A 17139-nucleotide genomic window follows, 5' to 3' on the forward strand; every position below is an offset into this window, starting at 1 on the left:
GCTCAACTCCTTGCGCCTTTCTGGGCGTGTTCATCCAGACCGTCCGCCAACAGGCTCAGGCCCAGCATCAGGGTGGAGATGGCGATGCACGGGAAGATCACCAGGTGCGGGAAGGCAATGGCCATGGCACGGCCGTCGTTGATCATGCCGCCCCAGTCCGGGGTAGGTGGTGGCAGGCCGAGGCCGAGGAAGCCCAGGGCGCCGATCATGATCGCGGTGTAGCCGATGCGCAGGCAAAAATCGACAATCAGCGGCCCGCCGCAGTTGGGCAGGATTTCCACCAGCATGATCCGCAGCGAACCTTCGCCCTGGGTGATGGCGCTGAGCACGTAGTCCCGCGAACGGATGTCGATGGTCAGGGCGCGCATGATCCGGAAGATCGCCGGCGCGCTGGTGAAGGTCACCGCAATCAGGATATTCAGCGCCGAAGCACCGAGGGCGATGATGATCACGATGTACAGCACCAGCACCGGGAACGACAGCACGGTGTCCGCTACATACGACAGCACGCTGTCGACCCAACCATTGAAGTAACCGGCGCACAGGCCCATGGCGATGCCCACGGCAAACGCGGTGAGGGTGGCGAGGATCGACCAGAACAACACGGTACGGGTGCCCCAGATCAGCCGCGAGAGAATGTCGCGGCCAATCATGTCGGTGCCCAGCAGAAAGCTCTGGCCGTTATCGCCGGCAGTCATTGGCGTGAGCAAGGGAGTGAAGCTTTCCAGCGGGTCATGGGGCGCGATCCACGGGGCGAACAGCGCGATCACTACCCAGCCGCCCACCAGCAGCAGGCCAAGCAGCGCCAAGGGATGCTTGAAAGATTGCAGAAAATTCATTGGGCACCTCCGCCAAGGCTGCGCAGGGTGATGCGCGGGTTGAGCCAGGTGTAGGCCAGGTCCGAGAAGATCTTGGTGATGCCCACCACCACGGCGCTGATCATCGCGCAGGCTTCGATCAGGTAGACGTCATGGTTCAACGAGGCGGTGTACAGCAGCGAGCCGAAGCCCTTGTAGGCGAAGAACACCTCCACCACGATCACGTTGGACAGCAGCCATGGGATGTACAGCATGATCACCGTGACCGGCGCGATCAGCACATTGCGCAGGGCATGACGCAGCACGATGCGTGAGGTCGACGCGCCCTTGAGCCGTGCGGTGCGGATGTACGGCGCCTGCATCACTTCCACCATGGATGCGCGGGTGATACGCGCCAGGTAGCCGATGCCGAACAGGCACAGCACCATCAAGGGCAGCACCAGCTCCACCGGGCTGAAACCGTCGCTCATGCTGCTCACGCCGGGCAGCCAGTTGAGCCAGAACACAAAGATCGCCGAGACGAACACCGCGCTGGCGAAGTCGGGAATCGAGGTGGTGACGATCGACAGGAACGACACCAGCCGGTCCAGCACTGAGCCCTGGCGAATCCCGGCAAGGATGCCGAGGGTCAACGCCACCGGCACCATCACCAACAAGGCCAGGCCGGCCAGGGTCAGGGTTTGCGCCAGGTTCGGCAGCAACAGCTTGATCACCGATTCGCGAAAGTACACCGAGGTGCCCCAGTCGCCGCTGACAAAGTCCTTGAGCCACACCAGGTAGCGCCACACAAAGGGTTGGTTGTAGCCATGTTCCACCAGCCACGCGGCGCGCTGGTCGGCGGCGGAGTAGGGGCCTAGGACGTTGATCGCCACGTCTTCGATATTCAGTTCCAGGGCCAGGAACACAATCAATGACACCGACAGCAGCGTCGCCACCAGCGCCAATAACTTGCGCATTAGAAAATGAGCCATGGGTGCATGCTCCGACTGTTCAAGGGATGCCTGCCCGCGTGCGGGCAGGGAGTAGGGCGCGCCTAAATCAAGCGCTCAGCCACACACTGTCCATTGGGTAGAAATCGGATGGGTGCACCTGGAAGCCCTGGACCTTTTTGCTTACGGCGGTGAACTTGTCGCCCCAGAACGGCTGCACGATCACGCACGCGTCCTGCAGGATGCGTTCGACGTTTTCCATCGCCACCGCGCGCTGTTTCGGGTCGATAATGCCCATGGCCTTGTCCAGCGCGGCATCGAAGGCCGGGTCGCTGTAATGGCTTTCGTTCCAGGCGCCGCCGCTGCGGTAGGCCAGCTCCAGGGACATCACGCCGAGCGGGCGGTGGGCCCAGTAGGTGAGGCTGAAGGCGGCCTTGTCCCAGATCGGCCAGTACTGGGTGGCGGGGATCACTTTGAGGTTGATGCGGATCCCGGCCTCCAGGCAGTTCTGTTGCAGGATCTGCGCGCAGTCCTGCTCGTAACGGCCCTGGGTGTTGCCGACGATCAGGTCGATGTCGATGCCATTCGGGAAGCCCGCCTCGGCCAGCAGCTTCTTCGCCGCCGCCACATCGCGGTTGCGTTTGGGCAGCGGGAAGTATTCGGGGTGGGAGGGCGCCACATGATGGTCTTCGCCAAGGGTGCCCATGCCGCGATAGGCGATCTTCAGCATCTGCGCGTTGTCGGCGCACAGCACCACGGCCTTGCGGATGCGCGGGTCGGTGAAGGGCTTCTGGTCGCAGGCCATGCGCATCACCACGGTTTGCGCCGATTTGCAGGTCAGCAACTGCGCGCCCGGCAAACGCTTGGCCAGGTCCAGTTCGGCCACGGTAACGCGGTACAGCACGTCCACTTGCCCGGCTTGCAGGGCGGCGAGGTGAGTCGACACATCGGTGCCCATGTCGACGTAACGCAGCTCGTCGAGATTCGCCGGTTTGCCCCAGTAATCGGCGCGCTTGGCGAAGGTTGCCTGCTTGTTCACGGCGAACGACGTAAGCTTGAACGGCCCGGTGCCCAGCGGGTTTTTCGCCCAGTCATCACCGGCCTTGAAGCTGCGGTGCACGATGGCGCAGGTGAAGGCATTGAGCATTTCCGGGATCGCCAGGATCGGGCGCTTGAGCACCAGGCGGAACTGGAACTCGCTGACTTTCTCGAACGCCTTGATGTCCTGGAACGCCGTGCGGTTCACCGACTTGGAATCGGCGGCAATCCAGCGCTCGATGTTGTGCTGCACGTCGTCGACGTTGAAGGTGTCGCCATTGCTCCACTTCACGTTCTGGCGCAGGTTGAAGGTCCAGGTGGTGAGGTCTTCCGACGGGCTCCAGCTCTCGGCAAGGTAGGGGTGGGTGATGTTATCGGCGTCGACCCAGGTCAGGTATTCCACCGAGTTGCGCAACAGGTTCGAGGCTTCGATCCAGGTGATCAGCATCGGGTCCTGGATTTCCTGGATGGCGCACGCAAACCGCAGGCTGCCGCCCTGGCGCGGCTCGGCGGCCTGGGCATTGTTGCCCAGCAGTGCAGAGCCGAGGAAGGTGCTGGCGCTGGCGACGGTGATGCCCAGCAGCGCGGAGGTGCGCAGGAATTGGCGGCGGTTGATCTCGCCACGTTGCACTTGAGCGCACAGATCATTTACGGCTGGATGCGGCGCGGCGCCGTCCAGGGTAGTCAACTCTTTCATAAGCCTCTCCGGTACTTGCGAATATGCGTTTTTTGTTGAACCGCAAGGGTCAGTGGCAGGCGCCGGCAAGGCGCCGCACAGATCTCTGTGAAGCCGGCAGAAGAACAAGGCGCAACGAAGTCGGGAGGGTGGCAACGGAATAGGACATAGGGCAGCTCTCATGTTGTTTTTATTAGAGATGCCCGCAGTTTTGTCATTTGCGCAAAGATCGACAAACGACAAATTCTGCGTTGGAACGTTCTATAAATGCATGTTACATGTCCTGATCGTTCCCACGCTCTGCGTGGGAATGCCGCCCCGGACGCTCTGCGTCCCCTTGCGCAACGGTGACGCAGAGCGTCACGGGATGCATTCCCACGCAGAGCGTGGGAACGCTCATCTAGCGCGACAACAAGCGCGGGTCGAACGGGTAATCGGAGAGCAACTCAATGCCGTGTTCGTGGATGTAGATCTGTTCTTCCAGCTTGACCCCTTCGCCGCCGTCGTCATGGCCGATGTAGCTTTCCACGCAGATGGTCATGCCGGCTTCGAACACGCCGTCGTAGCCCAGGGCATCGATGTCTTCGCGGTGTACCACGTAGGGGTATTCACCGGTCATGCCAACCCCGTGCACCAGGGCGAAGTAACGGTTGTTTTTGTAATGCTCGGGAATTTTCCAGGCCAGTTCCGCGTACTCCTTGAAACTGCGCCCGGCCTTGAGCATTTCCATGTTGGTTTGCACTTGCTCGTAAGCCAGCTTGTACAGCTCCTGCTGCTTGGCGGTGGCGGCCTGTTCACCGCAGAGAAAGGTCCGCGAGAAGTCGGCGTAGTAGCCGAAACGCCCGACCACGTCGGTGTCCAGCGCCACCAGGTCACCGGCTTCGATGGGCCGGGTGCTGCATTCCTGGAACCAGGGGTTGGTGCGTGGGCCGGAAGACAGCAGGCGGGTCTCGACGTAATCACCGTCGGTGGCAATCACGTGCTGGTGCAGGTGCGACCACAGCTCGTTCTCGCTGATGCCGGGGGTGAGCTTGCTTTCCATCAGGCGCACGCCGGCTTCGGTGGCGCGCAGGCTGGCGCGGATCATCTTCAGTTCGTTCGGCACCTTGATGCAGCGTGCGCGCTCCAGCGGTTCCTGGGCATCGAAAATCTGATAGCCGAGCTTTTGCAATTCGAAGGCCGCCGCCGAGGTGGCGCTTTCGATGGCGATGCGTTTGCCGCCGCCACATTTACGCACCAGTTCATCGATTTCGGCGGCCCAGTCGGCGGTGACGTTGCCCAGGAAACTTTCGCAGAAGTAATAGGAGATCGCCTTGGCCGGGCGCACCTCGTCGACGGTGTTGAGGGTTTCGGCGAGGTGCAGGCAACCGCCGAATTCGAACACCACCACCGGGCCTTCAGCCGGGATAAACGCATAGCGGGCCGGGTTGCGCGCCGAGTACACCTGCATGTTGCGCGAGCCGGTGGCGTAGCGCATGTGGGTGGGGTCGAACAGCACACAGGCGGCGTAGTCGCGTTTCTTCAGTTCGTTGCGTACCCGTTGCAGGCGGTCCAGTTGGATCTGCTGGATTTCGTCATAGGTAGGTTCGCAATCGGCGGGGTTGCGGTTGGGGCCGGACAGACTCATGGGGTGTTCCTCGCAGGGCAAATACGGTTTTAACGTTTTTTTAGGAAGTGAATCAGTCGAGCAACTGGTCGCTGCGTACCAGGTTGCGTTCGGCTTGCAGATGGGCTTCGGACAGGCGTCCGTAAAGCTGCTTGGTGCGCTGGGCACGGCCGATGATTCCGGGCTTTTCGGAGTAGGCGAAGATCGCCGTGTTGCGCTCGGTGGCGCCTTCGACGCGAGTGACGCGGTGCACCGAAAAACGCCCTTTGAAGATCTGCAAATCGCCGGGGTTGAGTTCCAGCTCCTGCACCCGCGAACGGTCTTCGCCACGCACCACCTTGCCCACTGCGCCGAGGTTCTCCTGGCTGCGGGAACGAATCATCGGTGCGTACTCGAACAGGCCGCCGGCCTCGGGCTTTTGGGTCATCATGCTGACGATGAATTCGTTGGTGTCGAAGTGCCAGGGTTGCTCGGTGCCGTCGGGCATCACGTTGATCACCAGCCCGGCGAACGGGTCGGCGTACTCGAAAATTTCCGGCTCATCGAGGCAGGCGCCGATAAAGCGTTTCATCATCGGCGACACGTACAGCCGATGAATAATTGCGTCTGGGGCGATCATGTCGCGGGTCACAAAACCGCTGGTGCGCTCCATGAACGTGCGGCGCGGGTCATCCTGGGGCAGGGAGGTGTCGTCTTCGGTGAAGTAGGCGTTGACCTTGCGCACCGAATAAAAGGTCTTGCCCGACAGCGCCAAACCTTCCAGACGCGCCTGCTCAAGCGCTGCGGGGCGCAGGAAGTTCTTCAGCAGGCAGCAACCGTCTTCGGCCAGTTCGGCCCGGGCGTGTTCGATCAGGGCCTGTAATTGAACATGGCCCGAATCATGTATGGGATACAGCTCGGTATTAATAATGTCGCTGATATCGCCCACTTCAGCGTCAGCAAGTTGAAGGCTCATGCAAGACTCCTGGAACTACCGGTTGGTGTTGTTTGGCTGAACCGATAGTTGCTGAACGAGGTGCAAAGTGGAAATTACAAGTTGTGATCGAATCCATCGGCGAGGGCGATAGTTATGTCTGGCGAACTGGATGGCACCCTGCTTAAAGTGTTTGTGGCAATTATCGAGTGCCAGGGTTTCTCGGCTGCGGCCGAGCGCCTGCACAAGACCCAATCCACCGTCAGCCAGAGCCTGCAACGCCTGGAAGAGATCGTCGGCACGCCGCTGATCCGCCGCACCAGCCGCTCGGTGGGCCTGACCCCCGGCGGCGAAACCTTTTTGATCTACGCCCGGCAGATCCTCAAGCTGCACAGCGAGGCTGTCAGCGCCGCGCAATTGCCCAATGAACAGGTGTGTATCCACCTCGGCATGCCGGAGGACTACGCCGAGTATTGCCTGGGCGGGATGCTCAAGGACTTCCAGACACAATTCGCCCAGGTACGTCCTGACGTGTGCTGCGAGATGTCGACGGCCCTGGTGGGGCGCCTGCAACGGGGCGAACTGGACCTGGTGCTGGGGGTGGAACACGCCGGTTTGCAGGCCGGCGAATACCTGTGCGACGAGCCGCTGGTGTGGGTGGCGGCGCCCAGCTGGAGCTGCGTGGGGCGCCAGTCGGTGCCGTTGGCGGTGTATGCCGAGGGCTGCGCATTTCGCGCGAATGCCGTGCAGGCGCTGGCCCAGTCCGGGCGCTCGTGGCAGGTGGTGTACACCAGCCAGAGCCCGCGCGGCATTGCGATCGCGATTGAGCAGGGCTTGTCGGTGGGCGTGATGGCGCGGCGGCTGGTGCCGGCAGACTGGCAGATTCTGGATGAGCGCCAGGGCTTTCCGCCCATTGCTCCGGCGCGCCTGATGTTCTGGCGCTCAGCCGGTTGCCAGGTGCCGGAGGTGGACGCGCTGGTGGAAATTCTGCGCCGTCAGTTGGGCCACTCAGGGCATCTGGGCAGCCAACGCCTCGCGGGTGTGTCGCTGGGCCATGCGCTTCAGCAATAAGAGGCAGGCCACGACCCATGCGGCGATCCAGCCATGTACCACCGCAAACTCGCCGGTGACTTGCAGCAGCCAGCCACACAGGGCATTCGCGGTGGCGCTGGCCAGGCCGTAGCTGACCATGCTCAGGCTCACCACTTGCAGGCTGTGCACCGGGTCGAGCCGGGCACCGACATAGGCAGCCATCAGGCCCCAGCACGGGAAGTAAAACAGCGCAAACAGCCCGGCGGCCAGCCAGCTCAGGATCAGGTTGGGGTGCCCGAGCACGCCGAGCATGCTGAGACCAAACGCACCGATACTCAGCGCCATCACCCGCAAGGCGCCCCAACGGTCTGCCAGCGTACCCAGCAGCAAACCGCCGACCACACCGCCAATCCCGATCAGCGTCCACATCGAGCCGGTGACGGACACACTGGCCTGCAACTGCTCGCTGACAAATGCCGAGAGAAAGTTCAGGAACGGCCCGCTGATGGCGCCGATAAACGCGCTGAGCAACACGATCTGCATCGCCACCGGTTGCGCCAAACACAGCTTCAGCCATTGGCGCAGCACCTGATTCAGCGCGGGCGCCTTGGCCTCACGTGGCCTGGGTTCCTTGAGTGGGGCCAATGTCCACAAGGTCAGCAGCGTGACAATCAGCGTCAAGCCGGCGCAGATCAGCCAGAACTGGCGCAGGGACAACCCCTGCAACAGCGCGATCAACAGCCCGTTCAAACACAGCGCAAACGCCGACCCTGACGAGGCCAGGCCCAGCACTCGGCTGCGGTGCGTGGCGGGGATCACCTCCTGGGCCAGGGCCGAAATCGCGTTCCAGTTCGACACCGCACAGGCCGATACCAGCGCCAGGCACACCGCAAATGGCAGCACCCACGGCGTGGCAACGGCCAGGGTCAGTAGGGCAGGGCTGAGGACAATGGTCAGCCGCACCATATTGCGCGGGCTGATCCACGCAGCCGCCAGGCCACTGGCAATCGAGGCGCCCATGTAGAACAGCTGCAACAGCGCGGCAATCAACGCGGCCTGGCTGTAGCTGAGTTCAAACGCCAGGCGGATCTGCGGTAACAACGCCGAATACAGGAAAACACTGAAACCGTGGGTGGTGGCGTTGCACGCGGTAAACACAAGTGCCAGCAAGCCAATACTTCGCCGGGATGAAACGGGTGCGTTCGACATGACGATGACTCGATAAGTTAATCGTGAAAGAGGGGGCGAAGTTATAAGAAGTACATTGGCAGACTAGCGTTTATGGTCTGGCGGCGACCAATGCTTAATTGTCTTAGTGTGCATGCGTTATACGCATGCTATTTATTCGTGAGCGACGGGAAACATCGATAAACGACACTTTTCGCGTCTGGAGCAATTAATTCTCCGCCCGCGCAGGGCGCTACCGCTGACCCAATACAAAAAGGTATGTTGTAGGGGCGATTTCCTGCGTCGGTGCGGGGTGTCGATTCCTTGTCAGCTGCTCTCGAGTGTCGTCCATGAAACGCAAAATGCCCGGTCTCAACGCCCTTAAAGCTTTCGAAGTCGCCGGCAGTACCGGCAGTTTTACCCGGGCTGCCGAGCTGTTGAACGTGACGCAGAGTGCGGTCAGCCGCCAGGTGCGTCAGCTTGAAGAACAGTTGGGCGAGGCCCTGCTGGAGCGTCGGCACCATCACCTGGAACTGACCAGTGCCGGGCGTGTGTTGCTACGGGCGTTGCACCAGTCGTTCGACAAGATCGAGCTGACGGTGCGCAGTATTCAGCAGAAGTCCCATGCCAACCGCTTGCACATCAATGCGCCGCCGACGTTTACCAATCGCTGGTTGATGCCACGGTTGGGGCGCTTGCGTGAGCAGCATCCGGAATTGGAATTGAGCATTACCACGCGGTTGCAGGACAGCCTGGCGGAGACCAGTACGCTCGATTGTGCGATCCGGTTTGGGGATGGGGAATGGGATGGCTTGGACAGTTCGTTGTTGATTCAGGAGCGGCATATCGCGGTGTGTGCGCCGTCGTTGTATGCCCGGGAGTGGAGTGACGGGATTGATCTGAATCGCATGACGTTGTTGCATGTGTTGGCGCGAGAGGACCAGCGGTATTTGACGTGGAAGCATTGGCTGGATGCGGCGCGAATCAGTGGGGTTGATATCGAGGGTGGGTATGAGTTTGATCTGCTGGATCTGGCGATTCGGGCGGCGATCGATGGGTTGGGGATTACCATTGCCGATTGGCATATGGTGGCTTCGGAGTTGGCCAGTGGGCAGTTGACGCAGGTGCTGAATGTGCATGTGGAGGGGCATCAGTCGTATTGGTTGGTGACCCGGCCGGAGCAGACCGACTCGCCGCAGTTGCAGGTGTTTGCGCAGTGGTTGCAGGAGGAGATCTGGTTGGCGCAGCGGCAACTGGAGCCCTCTATGGCGGCTGGTTGAGGCTGTGGGGTTTGTGTACATGTCCGTTGCGGCTAAACCGGCGTCCTGCCGGTTTACCCGCTCCTCAATACCTGCGTTCGGCCTCGGGCTGAATGGGGCAGGCAGATCAAAATCAAAAGCCAGATCAAAAGCAGAGCTGCTTTATGTGGGGGCTTGCTCGCGAAAAACCTGAGAGCGCCGCGTTCATTCAGGATGCCAGCGTCATCGTTAACGACCTTCGCGAGCAAGCCCGCTCCCACATTTTTGGACCGCGTTCGCGTTCGCGTTTGATTTTGCTTTTGACCTACACCACTCAAGCCGGCCGGTAGGCCGCTGTGTTCTTGATCTGCTGTTGATCTTGATCTTAGGCGCCCCGTTAAACCACGCTGGCCGAACGCAGGTAGTACGGAGCGGGTAAACCGGCAGGACGCCGGTTTAGCCGCGACGGGCCAGGGACGGGCCGTCGCGGCGGCCCGCGCAGTAATACCGGAGAGAGGGCACACCGAGCCTAAGCGAGGTGCCGAGTGGTGGGGCAAGAGCGTTTTGCTTACTTTTGCGCTGTTCAAAAGTGAGCCGCTGTAAGAGCGGAACCATAGGAGGCTGTTACCTAATAACGGATATGTACACAATCAATCAATCAATCAACCAACCAATCAACCCAGCCCCAACCGCTCATGCCACTCAGAAATCGACTCCTCAGGATACTCATCAAACCGCAAATCCCTCGGCCGAACACTCACCTCAACCCAGGGCGCCCTCGACCCCAACATCAAATGCGTATGCTCCGGCGGCACCGGCAACGGCGTATCAATCGCCGAAGCAAACGGATGAATCAACTCCGGCCACTGCGGGCTGAACAACCACAACCCCGACCCACACTGCGAACAAAAATGCCGCTCAGCCGCACTCGCATGCGCCCGGCTATCCCCCGGCCCCTTCATCCGCGCGTGATAAACCGAAATCAACTTGCGCCCCCGCACCCTCAAACTCTTGGCATCGCCGCCAAGGTTGATCGCATACCCACCACCCCCCTGAGTCTTGCGACAAATCGAGCAATAACACCGCTGATACGGATACGGAAAAGCACTCTCAAGACTGAACGTAACCGCGCCGCAATGGCAGGAACCTTCAAGCTGCATGACCTGATCTCCTTCGAAAAAGGTGAACATCCCTCACAGCAGCTTAGGCGCCCGACAACCGTGGCGGTTCCATCTCCGGCATCAAGGTCGCGATCAACGCACGAATGGTCCCCGGCAGCGCCTCCAGCTCCCGCACCAGAATACTGCGCTCACGCACCGCCCAAACCTCATCCAGCTTCACCGTCACCAACTGCATCGTTCGGCTGTGCCGCACTGCCGCCGACTCGGGAATAATGCCGATCCCTACGCCAGCCTCGACCATCCGGCAGATCGCCTCGAAGCTCGACATCTGAATCCGCAACGACAAATGCTTGCCCAACCGCTCCACATGCTCGCGCAGAAAACTCAGCAACGTGCTGCCGTCATGCAAGCCGATATGCTGATACGCCAGGGTTTGCTCCAGCGTCACCGAAGGCAGGCCCGCCAGCGGATGCCCCACCGGCACCGTCAACACCAGGTGGTCGGTGCTGAAATGCAGCACCTGCAAGCCCGACGCTTCCACGGGGCCAGCGATGATGCCCATGTCACTGGTACCGTCGAGCACGCCCCGCACGATGTCCCGCGACAACCGCTCCTGCAGGTCCACCGTCACGCCGGGCCGCTGGGACAGAAAGCCGGCCAGCACTTCGGGAAGGAACTCGGTCACCGCCGTGGTGTTGGCGAAAATGCGGATATGCCCGGCCGAATCGATGCCGTACTGGGTGAACTCGCTTTTCAGGTAATCCACCTGGCGCATGATCAACCGTGCGTGGTGCAACAGCCTTTCACCCGCCGGAGTGATTTCCACGCCACGGCTGTCGCGGTACAGCAGGCGCGTGTCGAGTTGGCCTTCCAGGGCCTTGATCCGCGCGCTGGCGGCGGCCGGTGAGAGGAACGCGCGCCTGGCGCCCTGGGTCAGGCTGGGGGATTCGGCGATATGGATAAACAGGCGTAAGTCAGCCAGATCAAAGTGCATGCAAGGCTCCGGGTGCGGTCAGCGGCGTTCAGCATAGCCGAACGCTGCTTTATTGAAATGCAAATTCTCAGAACGGCCACGGCCCAGCATGATCCGGTTCAGATTCCCTGCCCGAGGACATGCACCTGATGAGCGCCACAGACTGGATCGGCCGTAGCGAAACAGCCCACGACCACTTGAGCCACAACCTGCTCAAACGCATCGCCGCCACCTTTGGTGAAGCGGTACCGGCAGATGGCGAGGCGGTTCCGCCGTTGTGGCAATGGTGTTTTTTCCAGGACCCGCTACCGGAATCCGCCCTGGGCGGTGACGGCCATCCGGCCCGTGGCGGGTTCCTGCCGCCGGCCGATAACCGCAACCGCATGTGGGCCGGTGGGCGCATCGAGTTCTTTCACGCACTACGTGCCGGTGAGTCCGCCACTCGCGTGTCGACCATCACCCAGGTGCAAGAAAAAACCGGCCGCACCGGCTCGCTGCTGTTCGTCACCGTGCGCCACGACTATTCCCAGGATGGCCGCCTGGCCCTGCGCGAAGAACAGGACATCGTCTACCGCGAACCCACGCCGCCCAAGCAGGGCAGTGGTGATGCATTGCCTGAAGGCGATTGGCGCGAAGCGATCGACCCCACGCCAACCCTGCTGTTTCGCTACAGCGCCGTGACCTTCAACGGCCATCGCATTCACTACGACTACCCCTACGTCACCGGCACCGAAGGGTATTCGGGGCTGGTGGTGCACGGGCCGCTGATCGCCACCTTGAGCCTGCGCGCGTTTTGCCGCGCAAACCCTGCGGCCACGTTGCGCCGTTTCTCGTATCGCGGCGTGCGCCCATTGATCGCCCCGCAACCCTTTGCAGTCGGCGGGCGCATCACCGCGCCAGGCGTGGCTGAACTGTGGGCGGGCAACGCTGACGGCCTGGCCCAGCGCGCCGAACTGCATTTCGAATAAACCTCCAAGAACAACAGGCGGAGAGCCGTTAATGAACCCGAATCACAACGAAGAACTGAATGCCATCCGCGAAGGCGTACGCGCACTGTGCGCCGAGTTCGACGCTGCCTACTGGCGCAAGGTCGACGAAGAAAAAGGCTTCCCGCAAGCCTTCGTCAAGGCCCTGACCGACGCCGGCTGGCTGTCGGCGATGATTCCCGAAGAATACGGCGGCTCGGGCCTCGGGCTGGCAGAAGCCTCGGTGATTCTGGAGGAAGTGAACCGCTGCGGCGGCAACTCCGGCACCGTCCACGGCCAGATGTACAACATGTTCACCTTGCTGCGCCACGGCAGCGACGCGCAGAAAAGCTTCTACCTGCCCAAGCTCGCCAGCGGCGAATTGCGCCTTCAGTCAATGGCGGTGACCGAGCCGACCACCGGCACTGACACCACCAAGATCAAGACCACCGCCATCAAGCGTGGCGACAAGTACGTGATCAACGGCCAGAAGGTCTGGATCTCGCGGGTGCAGCATTCCGACCTGATGATCCTGCTGGCCCGCACCACGCCACTGGCTGAAGTGAAGAAAAAGTCCGAAGGCATGTCGATTTTCCTGGTCGATCTGCGTCAAGCCATCGGCAACGGCCTGACCGTGCAGCCCATCGCCAACATGGTCAATCACGAGACCAACGAGCTGTTCTTCGACAACCTGGAATTGCCACTCGACAGCCTGATTGGCGAGGAGGGCAAGGGCTTCCGCTACATCCTTGACGGCCTGAATGCCGAGCGCACCCTGATTGCTGCCGAGTGTATTGGCGACGGTCGCTGGTTTATCGAGAAAGCCAGTGCCTATGCCCGCGACCGCGTGGTGTTTGGCCGGCCGATCGGGCAGAACCAGGGCGTGCAGTTCCCGATTGCCGAAGCGCATATCGAGATTGAAGCGGCCGACTTGATGCGCTGGCGTGCCTGTGAGGAATACGACAGCGGCGCCAACGCCGGGGCCAGCGCCAACATGGCCAAGTACCTGGCGGCCAAGGCCTCGTGGGAAGCGGCCAACGCCTGCCTGCAAACCCACGGCGGCTTCGGGTTTGCCTGCGAATACGACGTGGAGCGCAAGTTCCGCGAGACCCGCCTGTACCAGGTCGCGCCGATCTCCACCAACCTGATCCTGTCCTATGTAGCCGAGCATTTGCTCGAGCTGCCGCGCAGCTTCTGAGGGCCCGACCATGAGCCATACCCAAGCGCTGTGCCGGTTCCTCGCCGAGTTGAAGTACGAACAATTGCCGGACGACGTGCTTGCCCGCACCGAAGACCTGTTCCTCGACTGGCTCGCCTCAGCACTGGCCAGTAAGGGCGCGCATCCGATCCCGCTGTTCGAGCGTTATGCCCGCAGGATGGGCCCGGCCAATGGCCCTGCGCAAGTGATCGTCAATGGCGACAGCAGCAGTGCGTATTTTGCTGCGCTGGTGAACGGTGCGTCGTCGCACCTGGTGGAGCAGGACGACCTGCACAACAGCTCGGTATTGCACCCGGCGACCGTGGTATTTCCGGCTGCATTTGCGGCGGCGCAAGACCTCGGAAAGTCCGGGCGTGAACTGCTGCTGGCCTCGGTAGCCGGTTACGAAGCGGGGATTCGCATCGGTGAATTCATGGGCCGTTCCCACTACCGGATCTTCCACACCACGGCTACCGTCGGCACCCTCGCGGCGGCCGTTGCGGTGGGTAAATTGCTCGACTTCAACCAAGAGCAGTTCACCAACCTGCTGGGCAGTGCCGGCACTCAAGCAGCCGGTTTGTGGGAGTTCCTGCGCGATGCTGCCGACTCCAAACAACTGCACACCGCCAAGGCGGCTGCCGATGGCTTGTTGGCCGCGTATCTGACGGCGGACGGGCTGACCGGTGCGCGCAATATTCTGGAAGGCGACCAGGGTATGGCGGCGGGCATGTCCACCGACGCAGACCCGGGCAAATTATCGGATCGCCTCCGCAGCCGCTGGGCGTTGCTGGAAACCTCGTTCAAGTTCCACGCTTCGTGCCGCCACACCCATCCGGCTGCGGATGCGCTGCTGGATCTGATGGAGCGTGAAGGCCTCAGCCATGAGCAAATCACCCATGTGGAAACCCGCGTTCACCAAGGCGCCATTGACGTATTGGGCCGGGTGACGCTGCCGCAGACCGTGCACCAGGCCAAGTTCTCCATGGGCACCGTGCTGGGCCTGATTGCCGTGCATGGCAAGGCCGGGCTGACCGAATTTCATGAACTGGCCCTAAACGATGCGGCCGTGGCGGCGTTTCGCGACAAGGTCAGCATGACCCTCGACGATGAGGTCGACGGTGCCTATCCCCAACGCTGGCTGGGCCGGGTCATCGTGACCACGGTGGATGGCCGCACCTTGCACGGCGCTATCGACGAACCCAAGGGCGATCCCGGCAACACGCTGAACCGCGCAGAGCTGGCCGACAAATTCCAGCGCCTGACCCAATTCAGCGGCGCCCGCACGCCCGCGCAAACCGCCGGGCTGATCGAAAAAGTCTGGGATCTGCGCAACGCCGTGTCCCTGGCTCACTGGCTTTAAGGAGCTGTCATGACTGCTAATCAACGACCGCTGGACGGCATCACCGTCGTCAGCCTGGAACACGCGATTGCCGCGCCGTTCTGCACCCGCCAGTTGGCCGACCTTGGCGCGCGGGTGATCAAGATCGAACGCCCGGGCGCCGGTGACTTTGCCCGTGGCTACGACGAACGCGTGCGCGGCCTGGCCTCGCATTTTGTGTGGACCAACCGCTCCAAGGAAAGCCTGACCCTGGACCTCAAGCACGATGAGGCCGGGGACATTCTGGAAACCCTGCTGGCCGACGCCGACGTGCTGGTGCAGAACCTCGCACCGGGCGCAGCGGCGCGGAGGGGGCTGTCATTTGAGGCGCTGCATGAGCGCTTCCCGCGCCTGATCGTCTGCGACATCTCCGGCTACGGTGAGGGCGGGCCTTACGAGAAAAAGAAAGCCTACGACCTGCTGATCCAAAGTGAAGGCGGCTTCCTCTCGGTAACCGGTGGGCCGGGCGACGACCAGATGGCCAAGGCCGGCTGCTCCATCGCCGACATCTCCGCCGGGATGTACGCCTACAGCGGCATCCTTTCGGCGCTGCTGTTGCGGGGCAAAACCGGGCAGGGCAGTCGCATCGACGTGAGCATGCTGGAAAGCCTGGTGGAGTGGATGGGCTACCCGATGTACTACGCCTTCGACGGTGCACCCCAGCCACCGCGCGCCGGAGCTGCGCATTCGACGATCTACCCATACGGGCCGTTTCCTACCGGCGACGGCGGCACGGTGATGCTCGGTTTGCAGAACGAGCGTGAATGGGCGGCGTTCTGCGACAAGGTGCTGCTCACGCCTGCGCTTGCCACCGACGAGCGTTTTTCGGCCAACTTCAAACGTTCGGAAAACCGCGACGAGCTGCGCCAGATCATCGTCGACAGCTTCGCGCAGATGAGCGCTGAAGCCGTGATCCAGCGCCTGGAAGACGCGCAAATCGCCAGTGCCCGGGTCAACGACATGCAGGGTGTATGGGACCACCCACAGCTCAAGGCCCGCGACAGCTGGCGCGAAGTCGACAGCCCGGCGGGCAAATTACCGTCGTTGCTGCCACCGGCGCGCAATGCAGCGTTCACCCCACGGATGGACGCGGTGCCAGGGCTGGGGCAGCACAGCCAAGAGATTCTGGACCAGTTGGGTTATTCCGCTGACGCCATCGACAGCCTGCGTGCACGCGGCGTTATCTAATAAGGAATTGAGCTATGCCAACCTCTCTTGTGCGCTCTGCGCTGTTCGTACCGGGCAGCCGGCCGGAACGTTTTGCCAAGGCCTTGGCCAGTGGCGCCGATGCGGTGATCGTGGATTTTGAAGACGCTGTGGAAGAGCCGCTCAAGCGCCAGGCCCGGGCCAACCTCGGGGAATTTTTGCAGGCAACGCCGGCGGCGCGGGTGTGGGTGCGGATCAACGCGCCGGAGCATCCCGAGCACTGTGCCGATGTGGCGTTCTGTCAGGCCCATGCCGGGGTTGCGGGGGTTCTGCTACCCAAGGTTGAAAGCGCGGCCCAGGTGGCCGTGGTGGCGGCAACGGGCAAAGCCATCTGGCCGATTATCGAGAGTGCGCGGGGCTTGCTGGCGGTGGCGGAAATTGCCCGTGCGCCTTCGGTGGAGCGCTTGTCATTTGGCGGCCTGGATTTGGCGCTGGACTTGAACCTGAGCAGCAATTCCCCGGCCGCCGAATTTGCCCTGGACCAGGCCCGCCTAGCCTTGATCGTGCATTCGCGCGCCGCCGGGCTGGTGGCGCCGCTGGACGGCGTGCACCCGGCCATCGACGACCCCGAAGGCCTGCGCCGCTCGATTCGGCATGCCTATGAAATGGGCTTTGCCGGCGCGCTGTGCATCCATCCCAAACAGGTGGCAGTGATTCATCAGGCGTTGGCGCCCAGCGCCGAGGACTTGGCGTGGGCCAAACGGGTGGTGGAGGCCGGTGCCCATGGGGCAGGGGCGTATCAACTGGATGGGCAGATGGTGGATGCACCAGTACTGCTGCGGGCCCAGAGGTTATTGGCCGCGCAACCTTAGAAATGTGGGAGCGGGCTTGCTCGCGAAGGCGGTGTGCCAGTCACCGGATGCACTGGCTGACACACCGCC

15 protein-coding genes are annotated in these 17139 nt (G+C 62.0%); 7 read left to right on the forward strand and 8 right to left on the reverse strand.

What is annotated here, in order from left to right; translation table 11 throughout:
• Positions 1-2: 2 nt before the first annotated feature.
• From CEC48_RS26215 to CEC48_RS26235, 5 genes are all read right to left on the reverse strand, one after another.
• A complete protein-coding gene (locus CEC48_RS26215; protein WP_088426370.1) occupies positions 3-839 on the reverse strand; it encodes an ABC transporter permease in 837 nt (278 codons plus the stop codon).
• Positions 836-1789 (reverse strand): ABC transporter permease, encoded by a 954-nt coding sequence (locus CEC48_RS26220; RefSeq protein WP_088426371.1) that lies wholly within the window; start codon positions 1787-1789, stop codon positions 836-838. Before CEC48_RS26220 ends, CEC48_RS26215 begins: the two co-directional genes overlap by 4 nt.
• 67 nt (positions 1790-1856) lie before the next feature.
• Positions 1857-3482, reverse strand: a complete 1626-nt coding sequence (locus CEC48_RS26225) for an ABC transporter substrate-binding protein (RefSeq protein ID WP_088426372.1) — start codon at positions 3480-3482, stop codon at positions 1857-1859.
• Between the two features lie 379 nt (positions 3483-3861).
• The gene (locus tag CEC48_RS26230; RefSeq protein ID WP_088426373.1) at positions 3862-5088 is read right to left on the reverse strand and encodes a Xaa-Pro peptidase family protein; all 1227 of its coding nucleotides are present in this window, start codon (positions 5086-5088) and stop codon (positions 3862-3864) included.
• A gap of 52 nt (positions 5089-5140) precedes the next feature.
• Positions 5141-6022: a hypothetical protein gene (locus CEC48_RS26235; protein ID WP_088426374.1), complete on the reverse strand. Its 882-nt coding sequence runs from the start codon at positions 6020-6022 to the stop codon at positions 5141-5143.
• A 114-nt stretch (positions 6023-6136) separates the two neighbouring features.
• Here CEC48_RS26235 and CEC48_RS26240 point away from each other — a divergent pair, with 114 nt between their 5' ends.
• On the forward strand, positions 6137-7051 hold the full coding sequence (locus tag CEC48_RS26240; RefSeq protein ID WP_088426375.1) for a LysR family transcriptional regulator: 915 nt from the start codon (positions 6137-6139) through the stop codon (positions 7049-7051).
• Here the strand turns inward: CEC48_RS26240 and CEC48_RS26245 are convergent.
• Positions 6989-8221: an MFS transporter gene (locus CEC48_RS26245; protein ID WP_088426376.1), complete on the reverse strand. Its 1233-nt coding sequence runs from the start codon at positions 8219-8221 to the stop codon at positions 6989-6991. The two genes, CEC48_RS26240 and CEC48_RS26245, sit on opposite strands and share 63 nt — an antisense overlap.
• Positions 8222-8529: 308 nt before the next feature.
• Between CEC48_RS26245 and CEC48_RS26250 the strand changes: the two genes are divergently transcribed.
• Positions 8530-9459: a LysR substrate-binding domain-containing protein gene (locus CEC48_RS26250; RefSeq protein WP_088426377.1), complete on the forward strand. Its 930-nt coding sequence runs from the start codon at positions 8530-8532 to the stop codon at positions 9457-9459.
• Positions 9460-10091: 632 nt separating this feature from the next.
• Here CEC48_RS26250 and CEC48_RS26265 read toward each other — a convergent pair.
• Complete coding sequence (locus CEC48_RS26265; protein ID WP_088426379.1) at positions 10092-10577, reverse strand: GFA family protein; 486 nt, start codon at positions 10575-10577, stop codon at positions 10092-10094.
• A 43-nt stretch (positions 10578-10620) separates the two neighbouring features.
• Positions 10621-11532 (reverse strand): LysR family transcriptional regulator, encoded by a 912-nt coding sequence (locus CEC48_RS26270; protein ID WP_088426380.1) that lies wholly within the window; start codon positions 11530-11532, stop codon positions 10621-10623.
• A 128-nt stretch (positions 11533-11660) separates the two neighbouring features.
• Here CEC48_RS26270 and CEC48_RS26275 point away from each other — a divergent pair, with 128 nt between their 5' ends.
• From CEC48_RS26275 to CEC48_RS26295, 5 genes are read left to right on the forward strand one after another with little or no spacing between them, the layout of a single operon-like run.
• Positions 11661-12479, forward strand: coding sequence for a MaoC family dehydratase N-terminal domain-containing protein (locus CEC48_RS26275; RefSeq protein WP_088426386.1), 819 nt, complete (start codon positions 11661-11663; stop codon positions 12477-12479).
• A 31-nt stretch (positions 12480-12510) separates the two neighbouring features.
• Positions 12511-13674, forward strand: coding sequence for an acyl-CoA dehydrogenase family protein (locus tag CEC48_RS26280; protein WP_088426381.1), 1164 nt, complete (start codon positions 12511-12513; stop codon positions 13672-13674).
• 10 nt (positions 13675-13684) lie between these two features.
• The gene (locus tag CEC48_RS26285; protein WP_088426382.1) at positions 13685-15034 is read left to right on the forward strand and encodes an MmgE/PrpD family protein; all 1350 of its coding nucleotides are present in this window, start codon (positions 13685-13687) and stop codon (positions 15032-15034) included.
• Between the two features lie 9 nt (positions 15035-15043).
• Entirely contained in the window at positions 15044-16240 is a 1197-nt protein-coding gene (locus CEC48_RS26290; protein WP_088426383.1) for a CaiB/BaiF CoA-transferase family protein, read from the forward strand.
• A 14-nt stretch (positions 16241-16254) separates the two neighbouring features.
• On the forward strand, positions 16255-17070 hold the full coding sequence (locus tag CEC48_RS26295) for a CoA ester lyase (protein WP_088426384.1): 816 nt from the start codon (positions 16255-16257) through the stop codon (positions 17068-17070).
• The last annotated feature ends 69 nt before the right edge of the window (positions 17071-17139 follow it).

The organism is Pseudomonas sp. K2I15 (genome assembly GCF_002204795.1).
In the GTDB taxonomy this organism is placed as follows: Bacteria; Pseudomonadota; Gammaproteobacteria; order Pseudomonadales; family Pseudomonadaceae; genus Aquipseudomonas.

Bases quoted from the DNA above. Each gene is read 5' to 3' on its own strand.
- CEC48_RS26285 (WP_088426382.1), top strand. From the start codon at position 13,685: ATGAGCCATACCCAAGCGCTGTGCCGGTTCCTCGCCGAGTTGAAGTAC.
- CEC48_RS26245 (WP_088426376.1), bottom strand. From the start codon at position 8,221: ATGTCGAACGCACCCGTTTCATCCCGGCGAAGTATTGGCTTGCTGGCA.
- CEC48_RS26235 (WP_088426374.1), bottom strand. From the start codon at position 6,022: ATGAGCCTTCAACTTGCTGACGCTGAAGTGGGCGATATCAGCGACATT.
- CEC48_RS26275 (WP_088426386.1), top strand. From the start codon at position 11,661: ATGAGCGCCACAGACTGGATCGGCCGTAGCGAAACAGCCCACGACCAC.
- CEC48_RS26295 (WP_088426384.1), top strand. From the start codon at position 16,255: ATGCCAACCTCTCTTGTGCGCTCTGCGCTGTTCGTACCGGGCAGCCGG.
- CEC48_RS26265 (WP_088426379.1), bottom strand. From the start codon at position 10,577: ATGCAGCTTGAAGGTTCCTGCCATTGCGGCGCGGTTACGTTCAGTCTT.
- CEC48_RS26290 (WP_088426383.1), top strand. From the start codon at position 15,044: ATGACTGCTAATCAACGACCGCTGGACGGCATCACCGTCGTCAGCCTG.
- CEC48_RS26215 (WP_088426370.1), bottom strand. From the start codon at position 839: ATGAATTTTCTGCAATCTTTCAAGCATCCCTTGGCGCTGCTTGGCCTG.
- CEC48_RS26280 (WP_088426381.1), top strand. From the start codon at position 12,511: ATGAACCCGAATCACAACGAAGAACTGAATGCCATCCGCGAAGGCGTA.
- CEC48_RS26220 (WP_088426371.1), bottom strand. From the start codon at position 1,789: ATGGCTCATTTTCTAATGCGCAAGTTATTGGCGCTGGTGGCGACGCTG.
- CEC48_RS26240 (WP_088426375.1), top strand. From the start codon at position 6,137: ATGTCTGGCGAACTGGATGGCACCCTGCTTAAAGTGTTTGTGGCAATT.
- CEC48_RS26230 (WP_088426373.1), bottom strand. From the start codon at position 5,088: ATGAGTCTGTCCGGCCCCAACCGCAACCCCGCCGATTGCGAACCTACC.
- CEC48_RS26225 (WP_088426372.1), bottom strand. From the start codon at position 3,482: ATGAAAGAGTTGACTACCCTGGACGGCGCCGCGCCGCATCCAGCCGTA.
- CEC48_RS26250 (WP_088426377.1), top strand. From the start codon at position 8,530: ATGAAACGCAAAATGCCCGGTCTCAACGCCCTTAAAGCTTTCGAAGTC.
- CEC48_RS26270 (WP_088426380.1), bottom strand. From the start codon at position 11,532: ATGCACTTTGATCTGGCTGACTTACGCCTGTTTATCCATATCGCCGAA.